Source organism: [Clostridium] scindens (assembly GCF_019597925.1).
Lineage (GTDB): Bacteria > Bacillota > Clostridia > Lachnospirales > Lachnospiraceae > Clostridium_AP.
Window position 1 is genome coordinate 3,409,687 of sequence record NZ_CP080442.1, and the last position, 16,209, is coordinate 3,425,895.

The following is a 16,209-nucleotide window of genomic DNA, read 5'->3' on the forward strand; positions in this document are numbered from 1 at the left end:
GTTAGCAGGATTGTTTAGGTATCCGCCCCTCGTGTGTTCCCTTTATTCTATTTTACTTTCTTACCTCTTCAAGGATTTTTTCAATATGTTCTACTGTATGTGTTTCTCCGTTTGTTCTCGCTACTTCTCTTATTGATACTAACATTGCTATCAGATCTGCTTTACTCATTTCGTTCTCCATGTTTAACTCCTTTCCTGCTGTTCCCTTGCTACAATTATATAATACACCCATTGAGTGCATTTGTCAATCGTTTTCTACTCATTGGGTGTATTTTTTACAAGAAAAAAACACCGTAACATACTGTTACAGTGTCCCACTTTCATCAGTCAGCCATTCCATGCTCACGCCCAGTGCTTTAGAAAATATTTTCAATTCATAATCTGTTACGATTCTTGTGCCTCTTTCTATGCGACTTATTGAATCTCGTTCTATCGCAACTCCGGCCACCTGCATACGCGCCGCTAAATCACTTTGTGTAATTCTGTTTTTTGCTCTCGCCAACCTTATGCGTTCCCCGCACAAGTTATCTTTTCCCTTGTATGCGTATATCTTCATCCGGTACGCCCCTATCATGTGTTAATAATCAGAATTTTTCTTGACTTTACCACATTTCAAAAGCATAATTGTGTTAAAGGTCAGCATGACTATAATTTTCACATTTATCTAGGAGGATGCACTATGGATTTATTCACAAAAGCTGATAAGCAAAAAGAGTTCCCTGATAGTAATACCGTTCTTATACATTTGAAAAGCAACGGAAAATTCAATGTAACTATTCACGATAACTTTCTTACGGTAGAGCCGCGTGGTTTCACTAATGCTGTTAATAAGGGACTGATCGGGCAAAAGACCTATGATCTCAATAATGTTTCCGGTGTACAATACAAAAAACCCGGATTTACCACTGGATATTTGCAGATTGTTCTCATCGGCGGCAGAGATGCACGAAACGGCGTCTCCGGAGCTGTAAAAGATGAAAATTCCATCACTTTCTCTAAAAAAGAGGATCATCTGATTCTTGAAATAAAAGAATATATTGAAAATTATATCCATGAACGCTCCGCTGGTTCCGCTACAGCCTCTAATCTTGATGAAATACGAAAGCTTAAAGAGTTGCTTGATATTGGAGCAATCACAGATGAGGAATTTGAAGCCAAAAAGGCTCAGTTGCTTAGCATTTAAAGAAATCACAAAAAGCCCCGGCATTTTGCCGGGGCCTTTCTGTTTGTCACATGTCTGATATTATTTCACATATACATTTCCATCATAGTATGCCGCGATCCATCCAGACGGTACCAGAATCCATATATCACTGCCTACATTCTTGATAGCCTGGCACGTTACCTGAGTACCTGCATCCAGGCATCCATCATGATCTTTATCATGTCTCCGTCCGTCCAGTGTCAGCTGGCTGTAGCTCTTGGTTGGGCAACCTGTTCCTGCTCCTGTTCTCACTTTCAGTTCAACCTGCAGAGCGTACACTGTTCCCACTTTGTATGTCGGCGCCTTGTTGGAGCTGTTTCCGGAATTTGATCCAGCCTGTCTGATATACGATGAATCTACAAAACCATAAATCTTTTTAGCAAGCAGGATATAATACCAATCATGGCCGCTGTTGTCCTTGATCGTATCGCAAATATCCACCAGGTTTCCTGCTCCCAGTACCGGCCAGGACTTGATGCTTGTGGAGCTGCCTGCCCAGGTCTTAACCGGAACATTGTCCTGTGTGATTTCTCCCACCCACTTCGGAGTCTTATTGATTTCTCCGGATGCTGATCCGTTGGAAGTTGTTCCGGAGTTCGTTCCAGAATTAGAACTGTTTCCTTTACCGGTTGCTTTGGATGCATAGTCAGGTATTCCGTATCCACGGATATATCTGCCGTTAATTGTGATCTTTCTTGTTCCGACCAATCCGCCGCCCATGTTGCACTCTCCTATTAGAATCTCTCTGGTGTTCTTATTGACCTCCAGAACAATTCCAACATGATCCGGCCAGCTTGTACAATCCGTTGTTGCATAATTCGTTCCATCTTTCCAATAATAGAACACGAAATCTCCAGTATCTGGGATATATGCATCATTTTCAACCCACCGGCCCATTTTCTGGAACAGCTGAATCATATATCCACAGCTGCACTCTCTTGGAATAATGTCCGTGAGTCCGGCCTTGATTCCCGCTGCGGATGCTCCTGTTGCACAGTAGTCATCTGTTGGTTGTACTTTGTACCCTCTGGCCAATGGCAGGCAGCTATTGTATAAGTTGATAATGACCATGTGTGATCTATCTGACCGTTTCAGTCCGATCCATCCTCTCATGTTGTTTGCTACCATCTGTCTCAATTCATTCTCTGTCATTCCTGCGCTCTCCTTTTCTTCTCCTACATACTGCTTGATCCATTTCACACAGCACTGATGTCTGGACTGATACATCTTGTCTCCAACCTGGTTGTTGTTTGATGTATCCTGCTGATCCAGGATCAATGATGCATAGACGCTATCCGGCGTGTACGGTTTGGCCGCACGTCCGAAAATTCTTTTTGTCGGTTTCGGGCCTCCCAGATGTTCAATCTCGCACCACATCATCTGAGCTGGCACAGTATTGACTCCGTATGCCACGGCCTGTTTGATGTATGTCTCCATCAGCTGCTCAAACAGCTCATCTTGGCATTTCTTTCCGCTCGGTGTCGTGATGATTGCGATCAGCGCCGCTTTCTCTGTTGCAGATGGATTCCAGCCGATCGCCTCCCAGTCCTGGCTCAGTCTGGACTCAATTCCTGCAGTGTCAGCTCCGCGAAATGCTCCCGGATCCTCTTTCAGAATCATCTGACAGAGTTTTCTGGCCTCATTGCCATAATTCTGTGCCCAGCCCAACGTGCAGGTTTTTTCATTCGCTGAGTTTGCTCTCTTTCCGGCGTATGCTTCGTATCTACGTTGTCCATATTCCTGACCGCCAGACTCCACTCCTCCGATAATGTTCGTCAATATTTCAAGTTGCTTTTTGTCCATGATCTTCCTCCAATCAAAGAAAAAGGGACGGTTTCCCGTCCCCTATTCCTGTTATTTCTCTGTCTCATCTTCGATGCACGCTGCATCTGTCAGACCCTCTCCGATGATGTACGCCACCACGGATGCTCCGGCCATAATCAGTGCTGTGACCTGTGTTGCTGTGTTCTCAGCTCCACCAGTGGCCACAATCATCATGCTCACGAATGATGCAACTGCAGTCCATAACTTTCTACTTGTCAGTTTTCTTACCCAGTTAATTTTCTTCATTTCCATGTTCCTCCTCTGATTTCTTTGTTAAAATCTCTATTGCCTTTGTTATCTGTGGCGGCATCGGAATCCCCATCAGACCCGCATTCTCCACGATGCTGATAGCCTCGTTGGAAATAAATCCGATAATCACGGCGTCACGTATGTAGTTCACATGAATCAGCATATCGAACCGGTACGCCATCAGCACGATCAGTAAAATCACGGCTTTTCTGCAGAGTCCTTTGAATCCCGCCTTGCTTTCCAGTGCTCCGTTTTTCGTCTTTGTAGACTTGTGGAACACTCCGGCCACAATCAAGCCAGTCAGGTAGTCTATGCCGATCAGAATCATCAGCGTCTGCAATCCTGTATCCCAACCACCCAAAAGTGCTGCTATGAATCCGCCGACCATTCCAACCGTGGTGCATAACTGCTCTTTCATCATCTTTCTACACCTCCCCTCTGCCCTCATACATCATCCACATCGTCCACATCAGCGTATGGCCTGCAGTAGTATTCCGTTATATCCAGCTCGTCCTCAATCTGTTCCAGCGTCTTGCTGCTCTGTCCTCTGATATACAACCGCAAGTCCGTGATGTGCGACCATAGCCTTGATATAATTCTCAGCTTAGTCATCATTCCTCTGTGATCTCTCCCATTCCGGATCTAACCAGAATATCTTTCACTTTTGTCTTTAAGAGACGCGGAACTCTTTCATACATTTTCTTTGCGTCCTCTACTGTCTCCTGGTTCATAATTTCCTGTGCCCATAACATTGCCATCATTGCAATACCATCCTTTCCTGTACATAATAAAAATAAATTGATTAGTAACTTACGCATAAACCGCCTCCGACATTTCCAGCAGGCATGATTTCAGCATCCTGATTGTTTCCTCCTGCTCCTGAACCTTTTGTTCCAGTGTCTTTTCTTTCTGTGGCTCATATTCCAGATATTTCTCCGGATTCTTCTCCACGGCTTCACGGTTTACGTTTTCCGCTTTTTCCCGGAACTGGTGGAAATCATATTCCCAGAACGTATCTGTCACAGTGATATACTGTTCTTTTTCTACCATCTGCTGATTTTCTTCTGTAACTTCCTGCCCATTGAGGCAGATTGTCACGTCCACCATTCCGTTATCAAGCGGCTGCCAGCTGACCGCCGGCTGTTCTGTTGTGAATCTTGCTTTCAATGCTTACCCTCCTTTTCGCGTATTTCATCAGTTGCTCTATTCCATACTTCTTTTTGAAGTGAACGGAATCTGAATTTTTGAACCACCCATAATATGAAATGCAGCGGTACGCCAGATCTAGTGCTATCTCCATACGCCGTTGCACCTGTTTTCTCAATCTCAGATATGCCCGTCTTGCCCGGAGGAATATGCTCCGGCGGACTTCTGTGCGGTCCCTATAAATTTTGTAGCCCATCATATCAATGCAATCTCCGTGATGCTTTCCATCTTTTCCGATATAGTCAACCTGGAACAGTTTCCAGTTCGGTTTTATCTCCAGGCCCAGCTCCTCTCTGAAAAATCGGATCAGCATGAGCATGGCCTTTTTGACGTCTACCTTTCGTGGTCCCAGGATCAGGATATCGTCCATATAAAAGATTATTTTATAGAACAGTCTTGTCCGTTTCTCCTGGCCACGTCTTTTCTGCACCTTAAAGAGCTTTTGCTGTGCATAGTGGTAGGCAAAACTGAGGTAGTAATTGCATAGCCACTGGCTCAAATATGAACCGATGGATAGCCCCTGCTTGTACGATGCAATCAATGTCTCCACTAAATAAAGCAGGTCATCATTTTTGACCTGCTTTCTCAGAAATCTCATGAGCTTTCTTGTGTTAATAGATGGATAACAGTGCCGCACATCTGCCTTGGCTCCTGCCCTCGTTTTGTCCGGATTCTTCCGAATCCATCTCTCTATTGCATTCTTTCCGTATACCTGGCCACGGCCCGGCACACTGGCGCATTGATATTTTCCTATCTTTCTTTCAAATAATTCTTTCAGAGCATTGACAGCTACATAATTGTATATCTGCTGTTTTATGCTCTCCACGCCTATCTCCCTGAGCTTTCCGGAGTTTCCGTCATACCTCATGGAGTAGTGTATTTCCGGGAAATGAACATCACGCTCCTTGATTTCCCTTGCCAGATCTTCCGCTGCTCTTTCCAGCAACGGGTCCGCATTGCTCCTTTTCTCCTGGATCAGTCTGCTCACAGCCCTGACGGACAGTGGTTGACCGGTTTGGTATCCGGCCAGGAACCCTGCCACATCACGCCGTTTCCATTTATCTGAAAAACATTCCAGCATACAGGCCATGATCCAGTCTTTATCCAGTCGTATATTTTTACAGTATCGTTTCAACTGTGAGTCCTCGTTTCTTGATACAGGAGTTTCCGGTTTTCTACTCACTCCGCGTCATGGCCTACTGCACCATGCGCCCGTCCAGTCAGGCTCCTTGGCTCCCAGCTGGGCGGTGTGGCTTCAATCGTATTTTGGGGATATGCCCCACGCACCTGCTTTCCGGTGGCTCCGTTCCTACAGAGCGAAATGTAACGCTGAAATTCAAATAAATTTCAAGAAAATCCAGAGACGATATTCCAGTTCGTGTTCGACCAGCCATTGTTCGCATTCAGAATCCAGAGGCCAGCATTCGCGCCATTGTTCAAATTGCCCAGCGCAAGCCACAGAGGAAACCGCCCGTTTAGCGTTACAAGTCCGTTATTTATTTATAAGGGGAAAGCCCCTCTGTCAGGCCGTTGCCTGCCATTCACCCCTGGTGCCGTTTGGAGAAACGCCAGAGACGATAATCCAGTTCGAGTCCGACCAGCCATAGCTCGCAAGCAGAATCCAGAGGCCAGCAGACGCGCCACGGCTCAAATTGCCCAGCGCAAGCCACTCTCTCTGTCCTGACGTTCCTGTATCTGTATACAGTCCATCAGCAAATCCTGTGGTTGAGCCTCCGCCTACTTTCGTAGGAATCATGATGCCCAGGTTCGGATCTGTTGTTTCTTCTGTGATATATTTCCAGGATGCCGCTGTATAGGCCACCTGTGCGATAGCCTTTTTATAATTTGCCCGCACTGTCGCAATGTTGCTGGACAGTGTGCTGGCGTCCTCGCATACATAGACATCTCTGGCCGGATTCCCGTCCGCACCGGTAACAATATCCATGACAACATTCCCCAGAACCTCATAGGCTCCGATACAGGTCTCAATGCCCTGGATCTTGTATGGATCTTTCCCATTGGTGTTGCTGTTCGGAGATCCGTCTGAGCCGGCCACCTCATCAGTTGCTCCACTGTGCCATGGCATTGTTGTGATCCATGTGGTCAATGTCGTATCGAATGCCTCCGGAGCATCCACATATACTGCTGCATTGCTGTCATCCACGTCCTCAATCTTTGTGACTTTGACGCTGTATGCTTTGTTGTGTATATAGGAAAAATACCGGTCTCTGTTTGTGTTTGAACCAACGTCTCCGATGGAAACATATGAGCCGATCACATAACCAGCCGCCTGTGCCTTTGTTAGTACCACTCTCATCACTCCGGTTTCTTCTACCAGGTTCTGGTTCTGATTGCTGTATGAGGTACATCCGGCCATGATGCTCTGGCTGTGTGTGGTTGCATATTTAATAATCATCATGAGCTGTCTATAGAACAGATCCCAGCTTGTCGTGCCGCAATAGTGACCGCCCAGCTTGTGCATATAGGTTATCATTCCGGTGTAGCTGACCGGATTTCTCGCCTGTGTTGCCTGGCAGCCATTGGCCGGTGCCAGGCCTTTTGATGAATACGGCACTCCATCAATGTCTCCCGCCGCATACTTGGCATGGATCATGAATGGGCTGATTGTTCCGTCCGGATTGATAGATTCTTTCATCGGATACGGTGTCAGCTCTGTCTGGCTGTCAGAATAATGATATAGGACTGCCTCAGTAGTGTCCTCGATACCGAACCAGGCGCTCATTGTAACCTCTCCGACCTGCACCTTGCCGTACTTGGTAAATCCAATCTGGCCCTCCAGGGCATCTACATGGTTGAAACCATTCTCGTCTACAGAAAAATTGCAGGTAAAATGATGAAATAGGCCATACTGAGCATAATCATCTCTGCCCTCTGTTCTTCCCACAGATGGCTCCGCAACCATATTCTCATTGGCATTCATTTTCACGCCCACAGGGCTTGTGGATGTCTCCCATTTATAAATCTTTGTTGTGAATACCTTTCCGTTTCTCCTGAGTGCAAAATAATTGGAGAGTGCATTTTCAACGCCCCCTCCGTTCTGCTTAATCAGATCAATCTGTGTCTGTCCAGCTGTTTCAATTTTCGTGACGCTGGCTGCTGTATTCTGTTTCAGATCTTTTGACGCCTGCTGTGCATTGTTCAGGTCAACCTCCAGCCCTGTTTTGATCTGGTCAGCATTCTGGACCAGATTCTGCATGGTTGTGATGTTTTCTCCAGATGTTTTGATACTTGCGTCCAGTTTTGTTTTGGCTTCTCCGGCCGCTGTCACATCTGCCTCCAGACTTCTTTCTGCCTGTCCTGCTGCCGTGATATCTGCCTCAAGGCTCTGCTTTGCTTTTCCTGCAGCTGTGGTATCCGCCTCTAAAGTCTGAGCTGCCTTGTTGGCCGCTGTCACATCTGCCTCCAGACTTCTTTCTGCCTGTCCTGCTGCCGTGATGTCTGCCTCTAATGTCTGCACCGTCTTTGTGGCTGCTGTATTTTTTTCTCCCAGGCTCTTGTCCAGGGAGGTTGCTGTTGTGTTCTTCTTTTCCAGGTTTTCCGCCAGTGTAGTCCCTTTGTTCATTTTAGCCGTCAGGTCTTTCTGGACTTCCTTGGCCTCCTGCAAATTACTGTTAAATGCCTGCTGTGTCTGCTGGTTTTTTGTCACGTCTGCATTGATTGACTTTTGTGCCGCCTGGATGTCCGCCTTTGTCTGATTGTATGTATTATTCTCATCAGACACCTCATTGATTGCAGAAACAATCGCAGCTCTGACGTCCTTTCCTTTCTTGGCGCTGGCAATCTGTTCCGTGTACTTCCTTACGTTTGCCATGTTTAACCTCCTAACTTCATCGTATGGGCTGTATCTTCCAGAGCTACCGTTTCCAGATCCTCCGGATGTCCTGGTCTCGCAAGCCTTTTTTCTTCCGGTGTCTCTTGCCAGATATCGTATCCTTGGACGCAATACAGCGCCAACTCATACGGTCTTATCATTGTTGCTCTGTTGTTTTTCTTCGCTGAGAATGTCTGCATTTTTGTCTCCTCCCTTTATTCCAACTTTTTTCTTGAAATCTTCGATATCATCCACCTCTGTTCCTGATTTTGGTTGCTGTTCTTCTGTGCCGGTCTGCTCCGTATTGGCTACCGCCAGATCAATCTGTGTTTTCATCAATTCCTGGGCGTATTCTTCTGACTTCATCTGCCTCATGTGTGACTGGATTCTATCCAGCACCTTATCCATGAGGCTCGGTGGAATTGCGTACTCCTGCATATATGCCAGCACCTGTGCGTCCAGTTCTCCTGCTACATTATCCAAAATTGCTCCTACGTTCATGATTCTCCTCCTATCCCATCAATAATCCATTTCTATAGGTTTCATCTGTCCACGACCATTCTATAGCTCCGTTTCCGATGTCTCTTATATTCGTGATTTTTCTGCGCGTTCCGGTGTAAGTCGTGTATACTGTTCCAGCGTTCCAGCTGGTAGCTGTACACAGCTTTCCTTTGATATCCACGCAAGTGTTTCCCATGATTCTCAACGTGTGTTCGTTGGTGTTGTTGTAAGCTCCGTTGAAATCAATGTATCCATAGGTCGAACCGCTGTATCCTCCAGTGATTTCTCCATAGCTCATTTTTATCCACCAGTCTCCATTTTTCGCCTCGAAACTTCCCTGACAGCTTGCACCTTTCATGGTTACATATCCAGATGCCGTGAGCGTAAAGTTTGTGGAACTGATGCTGATTCTGTTCGACTTAATTGAAATAGAGCCAGACTCTGCACTGATCTCTGAGGAAATTTTTCCTTTTGACACTCTCAGCTTGATAGCATCCGTATTGACCTGGATACTGCTTTTCAGTGTATCCTCTGCTTTTTTCGCTCTTGTGACTTCCGCCGTGATATCGTTGGCTGTCAGTTTCAACTGAGACTCAGTATAGGCCGCCGCATATCCCATGATTTCCACGTCTGTGATGTATACCGTTGTATTGGCCACGTTATTGTAGAAATATGTATAAAAATATGACGGTGTTGCAACATTCTCAAATTCAAATGTTTTCCAGGATGTGCTCAAGTCTCCTGCATTTGTATAGTGTGACGTTCCATCTATTGTCACTCTGATTCTGGCTGTTTTCTCCTGCCCTGATGCACAGGCCGCTTTGAACCTTACTCTGACTTTTCCCTTTTTGTCGAACGGTTTCTGATACCATCGTAGATAATAGGTGCTGGTCGTGTTCGTGATCTGAGCACATGATTTTCCGGAAAACGTGTTCTGTGTGACCTGTGTATTGTTAGACCGGTACCAGCCAGTGAACTTATCTTCGCTATCTGAAAAAGATCCGTTTGTGCAATAGTTATGACTGTTGCTCTCATACATCTCAGATACCTGCTGAGTGATCTTTCCGGCCTCTACCGTGATTCTTGCGTCCACATCGTCAATCAGTTCTTTCACGTTTCTTAACACCCGGATATCCGTCAGATAGATCTGCTGTCCGGATGAGCCAGTAATAGAAAGATAAAAGGATCTTGTCCCGGCACTTGTGTAGGTAACGGTTCTTTTCAGTGTGTACCATTTATCACAGTTTACCGTTGACAGGTACTGTGAGATTGTATTTCCGTAAAAGCCAAAATAACAATAGTTTGGTTTCTTTCCAGTAGGCGTGTACACCTTAACCTCTATCTCATAGGTACCCGCTGGCAATGTTCCCAGGCTCTGCTGTATTGATGCTGTGTTCCCGTCTGTTTTGGTCATCAGGATGGCGTTCATATTCCCGACTGTGCTCTTTGCCACTGTGGCATTGGTCGATGCCGTGAACTTTGAAATGTCCAGACTCTGGTTGTCTCCGCCTTTGATATAATCATACCGGTTCGTGATGCTTTTCTGATCCGTAACCGCCAGCTGTATCTTGTCCTCTATCGACTTGATGCTAGTTGTGATAATTTCTTTCACAGCGGTTTCCCGCTTGTCTGTATAATCATTGGCATTCTTTGTGGCCTGTGAGAATTTCCCCTCCAGTTCGGATTTATATTCAACCGTCAACTTTTCTGAGCTGACAGAGTTGGCCGTGATCCGTTCGCCTATAATCTGGCCGTCCAGTGTCATTCCCACTGTGTACGGTCCCGCATATCCGTTGCGACTGCCTCCGATGCCCTCCTTGTTTATCTGCAGAATCTTTGTGGCCTTTTCTTTGCTTGGAGCGTCCATGTATAGCTCTCTGAGCCAGAGTCCATTTTCGTCAAATTCTTCCAGATGATATCCTCCGGCCGTTCCTGTCATTTTTGCTGTCAGGTTATCAATAGCCGTCCGGATCTCCTGATTCTGGATTTTCCGGCGTTCCTCAGCCGTTGCTGTGACTCCGGAATAGATTCTGCTCTGCTGTTCTGTATAGGTCAGCTTTCTGTTCTCTCCCAGTGTCAGTGTTGCTCCGTCTGGTTTCTGCAGAGGAATCTGCATCTCCATGACCGGAAAAACTCTGTTCATTCCGTATGGCTTGGCTCTGCATTGAATCCGGTCTCCGCACTCAAAAGCATCATAGTCACTATCCATCATGGACAGGTCTACCGCCGTCAGTTCCAGTGTCAGATTCTCAAACTGGTTATCCTCCAGCCACTCTTTTCCTTTTCTGAGCAGGTTTGATGGCTCTGTTACGTCCTGCCAGGTGTTAGTTATCCACACCCACCCAAAGTTTTCCACAGCACTCTGGTTATAAATGTAATTTGATCCACCGTTTACGCTGGTAATGTCCACATACTTCTCCAGAGCGTCAATCTCTGACTCTCCCTCCAGACGTGCACCCAGTGGAATCAACGCTGTGACAATATTTTCCGCCGTTCTGCTCAGTGAGTAGTCCAGCATATTCAGTCCGAACTCAATCGGCTGACTGCAATACTTTCCGTATTCTTCCAGCGTGATCCAGTCCAGATATAGCTTGTCATTCTCATGCCGGAGTTTCAGATATCCTCCCAGTTTCTCCACCAGTTTCTCTCTGATCGCTTTCAGCGTGTTCTCAAAGTTGGTGTACCTGTATAAGGAATCGTTTGCATCTGTAATGGTCACTTTTCCCAGATAGATCTTTTTTCTATCCTCTACCTGGTTGTTGTGAATATCCAGAAACGTCTCCAGCATCTGCCGTGGTGTCATATCATGGTACTCAGCCTGCGGCTGTATGGAGTCCGCCAGGAAACTCATTGCGCCGGCGCAATAGACATTTTTGTTTCTATAACGGTCTACTTTCGGCTGTTTCCGGACCTCTCCATAGAACAATTCTGTTGTATCCCGGAACACACTGACCATGCTGCTCCGGTTCTTGATCTTGTCATACAGTGGGTTGTTTGGCGGTACCGAAAACTCAAAGGTTCCCGCATATCCCGTCTGCAGGTTTAGCGTTGGATTGGTCAGTACCGCCTCTTTATCTCCTGGATAGTAGAGGGTCTGACCGTCCATTTTAACTTTATACAATTACAGTGACCCCCTCCTGTACCGGATCGTGAGTGTGCCCGTTCCAGTGAAACTGAGCACCACGTCCTCTGTATTGACTGTGATATCCGCAAAACGGTTCTTTCCTTTCATCAGTGTGTAGGTTTCCCCATTTGCTGTCATTTTGAGTCCCGCTGATCCCAGAACGCCCACGTATATGGTCGGAACGAACGGCATCTGATCCGGAACGATAGTGTACGTCTTTGTCTCTCCGGTCCTTACCGTGATTTCTGTACCCTCGTCTATGATCCCAGTCTCAAAATCAAACGAATCCCACAACCAGTCCTCTGTAGAATCCGCGACATTGTACTTGTATGGGTCAGCTTTCGGAATGGCCAATGTGAATGTGCCTATCTCCCTATTTCTGTCGTATCCCTGGATAGATGCTCTGCCTGTCCAGTAGAACCCAGAGTCATTGTCGAAAATGACCTTGATTTCTCTGCCCTCTACAAGGTTTCTAAGGTCTGAGATAAAAATATCCCAGTTGTCTCTTGGTTTCTTACCGCCCAGCTCGATGCTGATCGGACGGTTTTTGAATATGCGGCGGCCCGTGATGGCTTCTGAGAAATCCAGAAAGCCATCCGCTCCAGGCACGTCCACATAATAGTTTTCTTGTTCCACATCTCCAATATAATCATTGTTTCCTATTGCCAGTCCCCAGTCATTCAGAGTGTGGAATCTTTCGCCGGTGGCCACGATCTCAATCGTGGCTCCGTTTGTAATTGCGTCCATTATAGGAATCCTCCCTCCTCTGCCAGGATACCCAGCTCTCTATCCATATCTCTTGCCAGTTTCGCCGCTACGCCTCCGGTATCCCATTCGATGTTTAAGCTCTTGGCCAGGTATGGCAGATACTGAGCCAGCAATGATGTGATATTCATGATGGCGTTTGTCTGTTTCGCGTTGCTCTGGTCCATCATTGCATTTGCATTGATGGTCATGTCTTTGCTCACGCCCTCGATTGCATCAGCCACCACTGATTTACTCTTTTCGATGCCTTTAGCTAATCCCTGCATAAAGTCCGGCATCCAGGACTCATACTCTGTCAGTGGTCCCTCGTCAGGCACTGAGAAATGCAGAAATGAGCGGATTGTAGATGCCACGTCTGACACGGCATCTCTGACTCTGCCAATGGCGTTCCTGATTCCGGAAACTATTCCGTCTATGAAATCTCGTCCCCACTGTACCGCCTGGCTTGGCAGTGATGTGATAAAGCTGATTGCTGACCAAAATCCGTTCCGCACAGTTGATCCCAGACTGCTCAGTGCGTTTCCGATTCCGGAAACCATATTGTGGAACGCCTGCACCGCTGACTCTTTCAGATTTTGTGCGGTTTGAACCACACTGCTCTTTAAATTCTCCCAGCTGTCGTGTGCGTTCTGCTTCATTTCCTGCCACTTCTGGTATGCAGATTCTTTCAGGTTCTGGAGCGCCTGGATTGCAGAATCTTTCAAATTTGTTGCTGTTTGAACCACAGAATTTTTCAAATTTTCCCAGGTATTGAGCGCCGTCTGCTTTATCATGTCCCACAAACTTGACAGGGTGTCCATAAATCCTGTAACCAGAGTGACCACATGAGTGACCAATCCCTCTGCAAATGATGTGACCACCTGCTGTATTCCAGACCAGATCTGTGATGCAGCGTCCTGGATATTCTGCCAGATATTTTGTGCATCGGACGCCAGCTGAGTGAAATCTCCCGTTACCAGGTCGATCAGCAAAAGTACCGGTGCAAGTATCGTATTTTTCAGCAACTCCCAGGCTCCTGATGCAATCTCCGTCAGACCGGACCAGATGCCCTGCAGTGTAGTGACTGCATTCTGCCACAATTCCTGTATGGTTGTTACGATTGATGACAGCACAGGATTTTCCATCATGGACTGCCAGATTCCTGAGAAGAAATCAGCCACCTGCTGCCAAATTCCCGACCACCATTCCGGGATGCCCTGGAACCACGAAACCACGTTCTGCCATGCCTGCGGTATTGTATCCGTAAAGAATGAACAGATTGACTGCCAGATCTGAGAAAAGAAATCTCCGACCTGCTGCCAGATTCCTGCCCACCACTCCGGGATGCTTTGAAATTTTGATACCAGACTGTCCCATGCCTGCGGTATTGTTTCGGTAAAAAATGAACAGATCGACTCCCACACCTGAGAGCATTTTTCTTTCACTTTCTCCCATATTTCTCCAAACCACTCCGATATAGCGCCCCAGTTTTTCACAATGGCTATAATCGCGGTAATTGCTGCAGCTACACCGGCAATGATTCCGATAATCGGCCCCAATGTTGCCACGCCTAAAATACTTACGATATTTATCACGGCCAATATGGCAGGGGCTAGAGTGGTAAAGGCGGCAATCACAGCCCCCAGTATAACCACGAAATTCTGTACCGGTTCTGGTAATTTTCCGAAAAATTCTCCTATCGTTTTTATTCCATGGGCAATCGGCGGTATGATATTGTTAGCCAGATTCATCAGTGCCTCTCCCAGCGGAACCAGACTCTGCTCCAGCTGTCTCATGCTTGCCTCAAACGTCTGGGAGTCTGTCGTGGACTGGTCGAACATATTCTCTGCTGATCCAGCCACGTCATCATAGGTGTCCCCTACCGTAGTGAGCGACTCGATAAACTTCGCATTGCCGTCCTCGGCCATTGTACCGAATGCCAGCGCTGCTTTGTTCAGTTTGTCCTGCTGGTTCTCTGTGTTTTGAATATCTGTCACAATGGCATCAATAACATCTTTCTGTGTAGCTCCGCCCTGCTGCCACTGTTTGAATACATCCTCAACTTCTTTGCTCCAGCCTCCGGTTCCGGCTTGTACCTCCCCGGTCTTTTCATCAATTTTGCTCAGGGAATCCGCTATTGTTCCATCAACCAGTCTGGTCGTGACTTCGTTAATGGCATCGTTTACCTTGTCCAGGTTATACGCTCCATTGTCCAGTCCGTTCTGCAATAGTTGGAAATACTCCTGAGCGGAATAACCGGCCTGAGCGAACTTTCCAGAATGCTCTGAGAGGTTATCCCCCAGCTCGTTTGTCTTATCCAGGCCATTCTGTGTACCCTTTACGATATAGTCCATGGCCTGCTGTGCCGTGAGTCCGTACTGCTCCATGAGGCTGTTGACACCTCGGAGAGTCTCATTCATGTCAATTCCATACAGCTCATCCAGCGTGATTGCCTGCTCTGTCAGATGTGTCAGTGTAGTCTCATCCAGATCTTTCAGGTTCTTTTTGACCGTAATGACTGCATTTGATACAGAGTCCATGGAATCTCCCACGCCCTCAGCATATACGTCCTTGATGACTCCGGCTGTTTCCTCAGCCGCTTTCCCGGTTTCTCCAAAATAAGTGGACGCTTTTACTGTGGCATCTTGTGTCTCCAGAAAAGCGTCCTTTGCTTTGTCTCCTAATTCTGTTATTTTATCCCCCAGTCCAGAAAGCTGATCGGCAGCCTCCATCAATGCGCCTGCTGAGATGGTTTTCCCCATCTCGTCCAGTTGTTCTGATGTGTTGTCTGCCTGTGTTCCTGCTTCTTTTAAGTCCTGGATGAGGTTTTTGATTGCCTGTCCATCGTCAACCGTGTCCAGGGCGTCTGTCATCTGTTTGATGTCAGCTTTTCCGTCTGTGGCTGATCTTCCAATCTTTTCAATGGCAAGTTTCAACTGATCTGATGATGCAGATCCGTTTTTGATTGCTGTTACCAGCTTACTGCCCAGGACGTCCGCATAATCATCCACGTCCGCTCCCAGAGCATCAAATAATTTGCTGAGACGTTCGGTATTTGTAGCCAGTCTGTCCTGTTCGGTGTTTAATCCGTCCAGTTCTGACTGATATCGGCTCAATGTTGCCTTGGTTGCCTCAACTTCTCGCTGGAAAGCCATGTACTCCTCCTGGCCAATCTTTCCGGCCTCCAGAGCTGCTGTCACATCTTTCTGTGCCGCCTCCAGCGTGTCCAATTTGCTTGCTGTGTCTGCTATCGCATTTTTCAGTAATTCCTGTTTTTGCGCTACCAGCACCGTATTTGATGGATCTAATTTCAGCAGAGTGTTCACGTCTTTCAGCTGTGCCTGAGTATTTTTCAGCTTGTCGTTTACACCGCTTAGGGCTTTCTGCAGGCCTGTGGTATCTCCGCCAATTTCAATCGTTATTCCTTTGATATTCCGGCCTGCTGCCATCCCGTTCCACCTCCTTAGAACTTGTCAAAATCCTCCTGTGTGGCCATTCTTGGATATTTGTATGAATCATTCTGTT

Annotated in this window: 16 protein-coding genes; 1 reads left to right on the top strand and 15 read right to left on the bottom strand. The window is 46.8% G+C overall.

The genetic code is table 11. The features are described from left to right. Positions 1-52: 52 nt before the first annotated feature. Together K0036_RS19205 and K0036_RS16360 are read right to left on the bottom strand one after the other, a co-directional pair. Entirely contained in the window at positions 53-181 is a 129-nt protein-coding gene (locus tag K0036_RS19205) for a hypothetical protein (protein ID WP_256299960.1), read from the bottom strand. A 123-nt stretch (positions 182-304) separates the two neighbouring features. Next, entirely contained in the window at positions 305-556 is a 252-nt protein-coding gene (locus K0036_RS16360) for a helix-turn-helix domain-containing protein (RefSeq protein WP_117684521.1), read from the bottom strand. Between the two features lie 123 nt (positions 557-679). On the opposite strand from K0036_RS16360, the gene K0036_RS19210 reads away from it, so the two are divergent. Then, positions 680-1,183 (top strand): SHOCT domain-containing protein, encoded by a 504-nt coding sequence (locus K0036_RS19210; protein ID WP_256299958.1) that lies wholly within the window; start codon positions 680-682, stop codon positions 1,181-1,183. A gap of 60 nt (positions 1,184-1,243) precedes the next feature. On the opposite strand, the gene K0036_RS16370 is transcribed toward K0036_RS19210, so the two are convergent. The 13 genes from K0036_RS16370 to K0036_RS16430 all read right to left on the bottom strand — a co-directional run bounded on the left by K0036_RS16370 (position 1,244) and on the right by K0036_RS16430 (position 16,133). After that, complete coding sequence (locus K0036_RS16370; RefSeq protein ID WP_220430194.1) at positions 1,244-3,007, bottom strand: hypothetical protein; 1,764 nt, start codon at positions 3,005-3,007, stop codon at positions 1,244-1,246. Positions 3,008-3,058: 51 nt separating this feature from the next. After that, entirely contained in the window at positions 3,059-3,274 is a 216-nt protein-coding gene (locus K0036_RS16375; RefSeq protein WP_118064067.1) for a hypothetical protein, read from the bottom strand. After that, positions 3,261-3,698: a phage holin family protein gene (locus K0036_RS16380; RefSeq protein WP_310593064.1), complete on the bottom strand. Its 438-nt coding sequence runs from the start codon at positions 3,696-3,698 to the stop codon at positions 3,261-3,263. Before K0036_RS16380 ends, K0036_RS16375 begins: the two co-directional genes overlap by 14 nt. A 23-nt stretch (positions 3,699-3,721) precedes the next feature. Beyond that, positions 3,722-3,892, bottom strand: coding sequence for a hypothetical protein (locus K0036_RS16385; RefSeq protein WP_158553870.1), 171 nt, complete (start codon positions 3,890-3,892; stop codon positions 3,722-3,724). Next, positions 3,889-4,038 (bottom strand): hypothetical protein, encoded by a 150-nt coding sequence (locus K0036_RS16390; protein WP_256299953.1) that lies wholly within the window; start codon positions 4,036-4,038, stop codon positions 3,889-3,891. Before K0036_RS16390 ends, K0036_RS16385 begins: the two co-directional genes overlap by 4 nt. Before the next feature lie 49 nt (positions 4,039-4,087). Further along, positions 4,088-4,444: a hypothetical protein gene (locus K0036_RS16395; RefSeq protein WP_117684531.1), complete on the bottom strand. Its 357-nt coding sequence runs from the start codon at positions 4,442-4,444 to the stop codon at positions 4,088-4,090. Further along, positions 4,392-5,666, bottom strand: coding sequence for a reverse transcriptase domain-containing protein (locus tag K0036_RS16400; RefSeq protein WP_220430195.1), 1,275 nt, complete (start codon positions 5,664-5,666; stop codon positions 4,392-4,394). The genes K0036_RS16395 and K0036_RS16400 overlap by 53 nt, the downstream gene beginning before the upstream one ends. A gap of 339 nt (positions 5,667-6,005) precedes the next feature. Then, on the bottom strand, positions 6,006-8,315 hold the full coding sequence (locus K0036_RS16405) for a hypothetical protein (protein ID WP_220430196.1): 2,310 nt from the start codon (positions 8,313-8,315) through the stop codon (positions 6,006-6,008). Positions 8,316-8,317: 2 nt separating this feature from the next. Then, the gene (locus K0036_RS16410) at positions 8,318-8,476 is read right to left on the bottom strand and encodes a hypothetical protein (protein ID WP_158553871.1); all 159 of its coding nucleotides are present in this window, start codon (positions 8,474-8,476) and stop codon (positions 8,318-8,320) included. Next, complete coding sequence (locus tag K0036_RS16415) at positions 8,460-8,816, bottom strand: hypothetical protein (RefSeq protein ID WP_117684535.1); 357 nt, start codon at positions 8,814-8,816, stop codon at positions 8,460-8,462. Before K0036_RS16415 ends, K0036_RS16410 begins: the two co-directional genes overlap by 17 nt. A gap of 10 nt (positions 8,817-8,826) precedes the next feature. Beyond that, positions 8,827-11,937, bottom strand: coding sequence for a phage tail protein (locus tag K0036_RS16420; protein ID WP_220430197.1), 3,111 nt, complete (start codon positions 11,935-11,937; stop codon positions 8,827-8,829). After that, complete coding sequence (locus K0036_RS16425) at positions 11,938-12,687, bottom strand: phage tail family protein (protein ID WP_220430198.1); 750 nt, start codon at positions 12,685-12,687, stop codon at positions 11,938-11,940. Next, positions 12,687-16,133 carry a phage tail tape measure protein gene (locus tag K0036_RS16430; protein WP_220430199.1) on the bottom strand — a complete coding sequence of 1,149 codons (3,447 nt, stop codon included), beginning with the start codon at positions 16,131-16,133 and terminating at the stop codon, positions 12,687-12,689. Before K0036_RS16430 ends, K0036_RS16425 begins: the two co-directional genes overlap by 1 nt. Positions 16,134-16,209 lie beyond the last annotated feature (76 nt).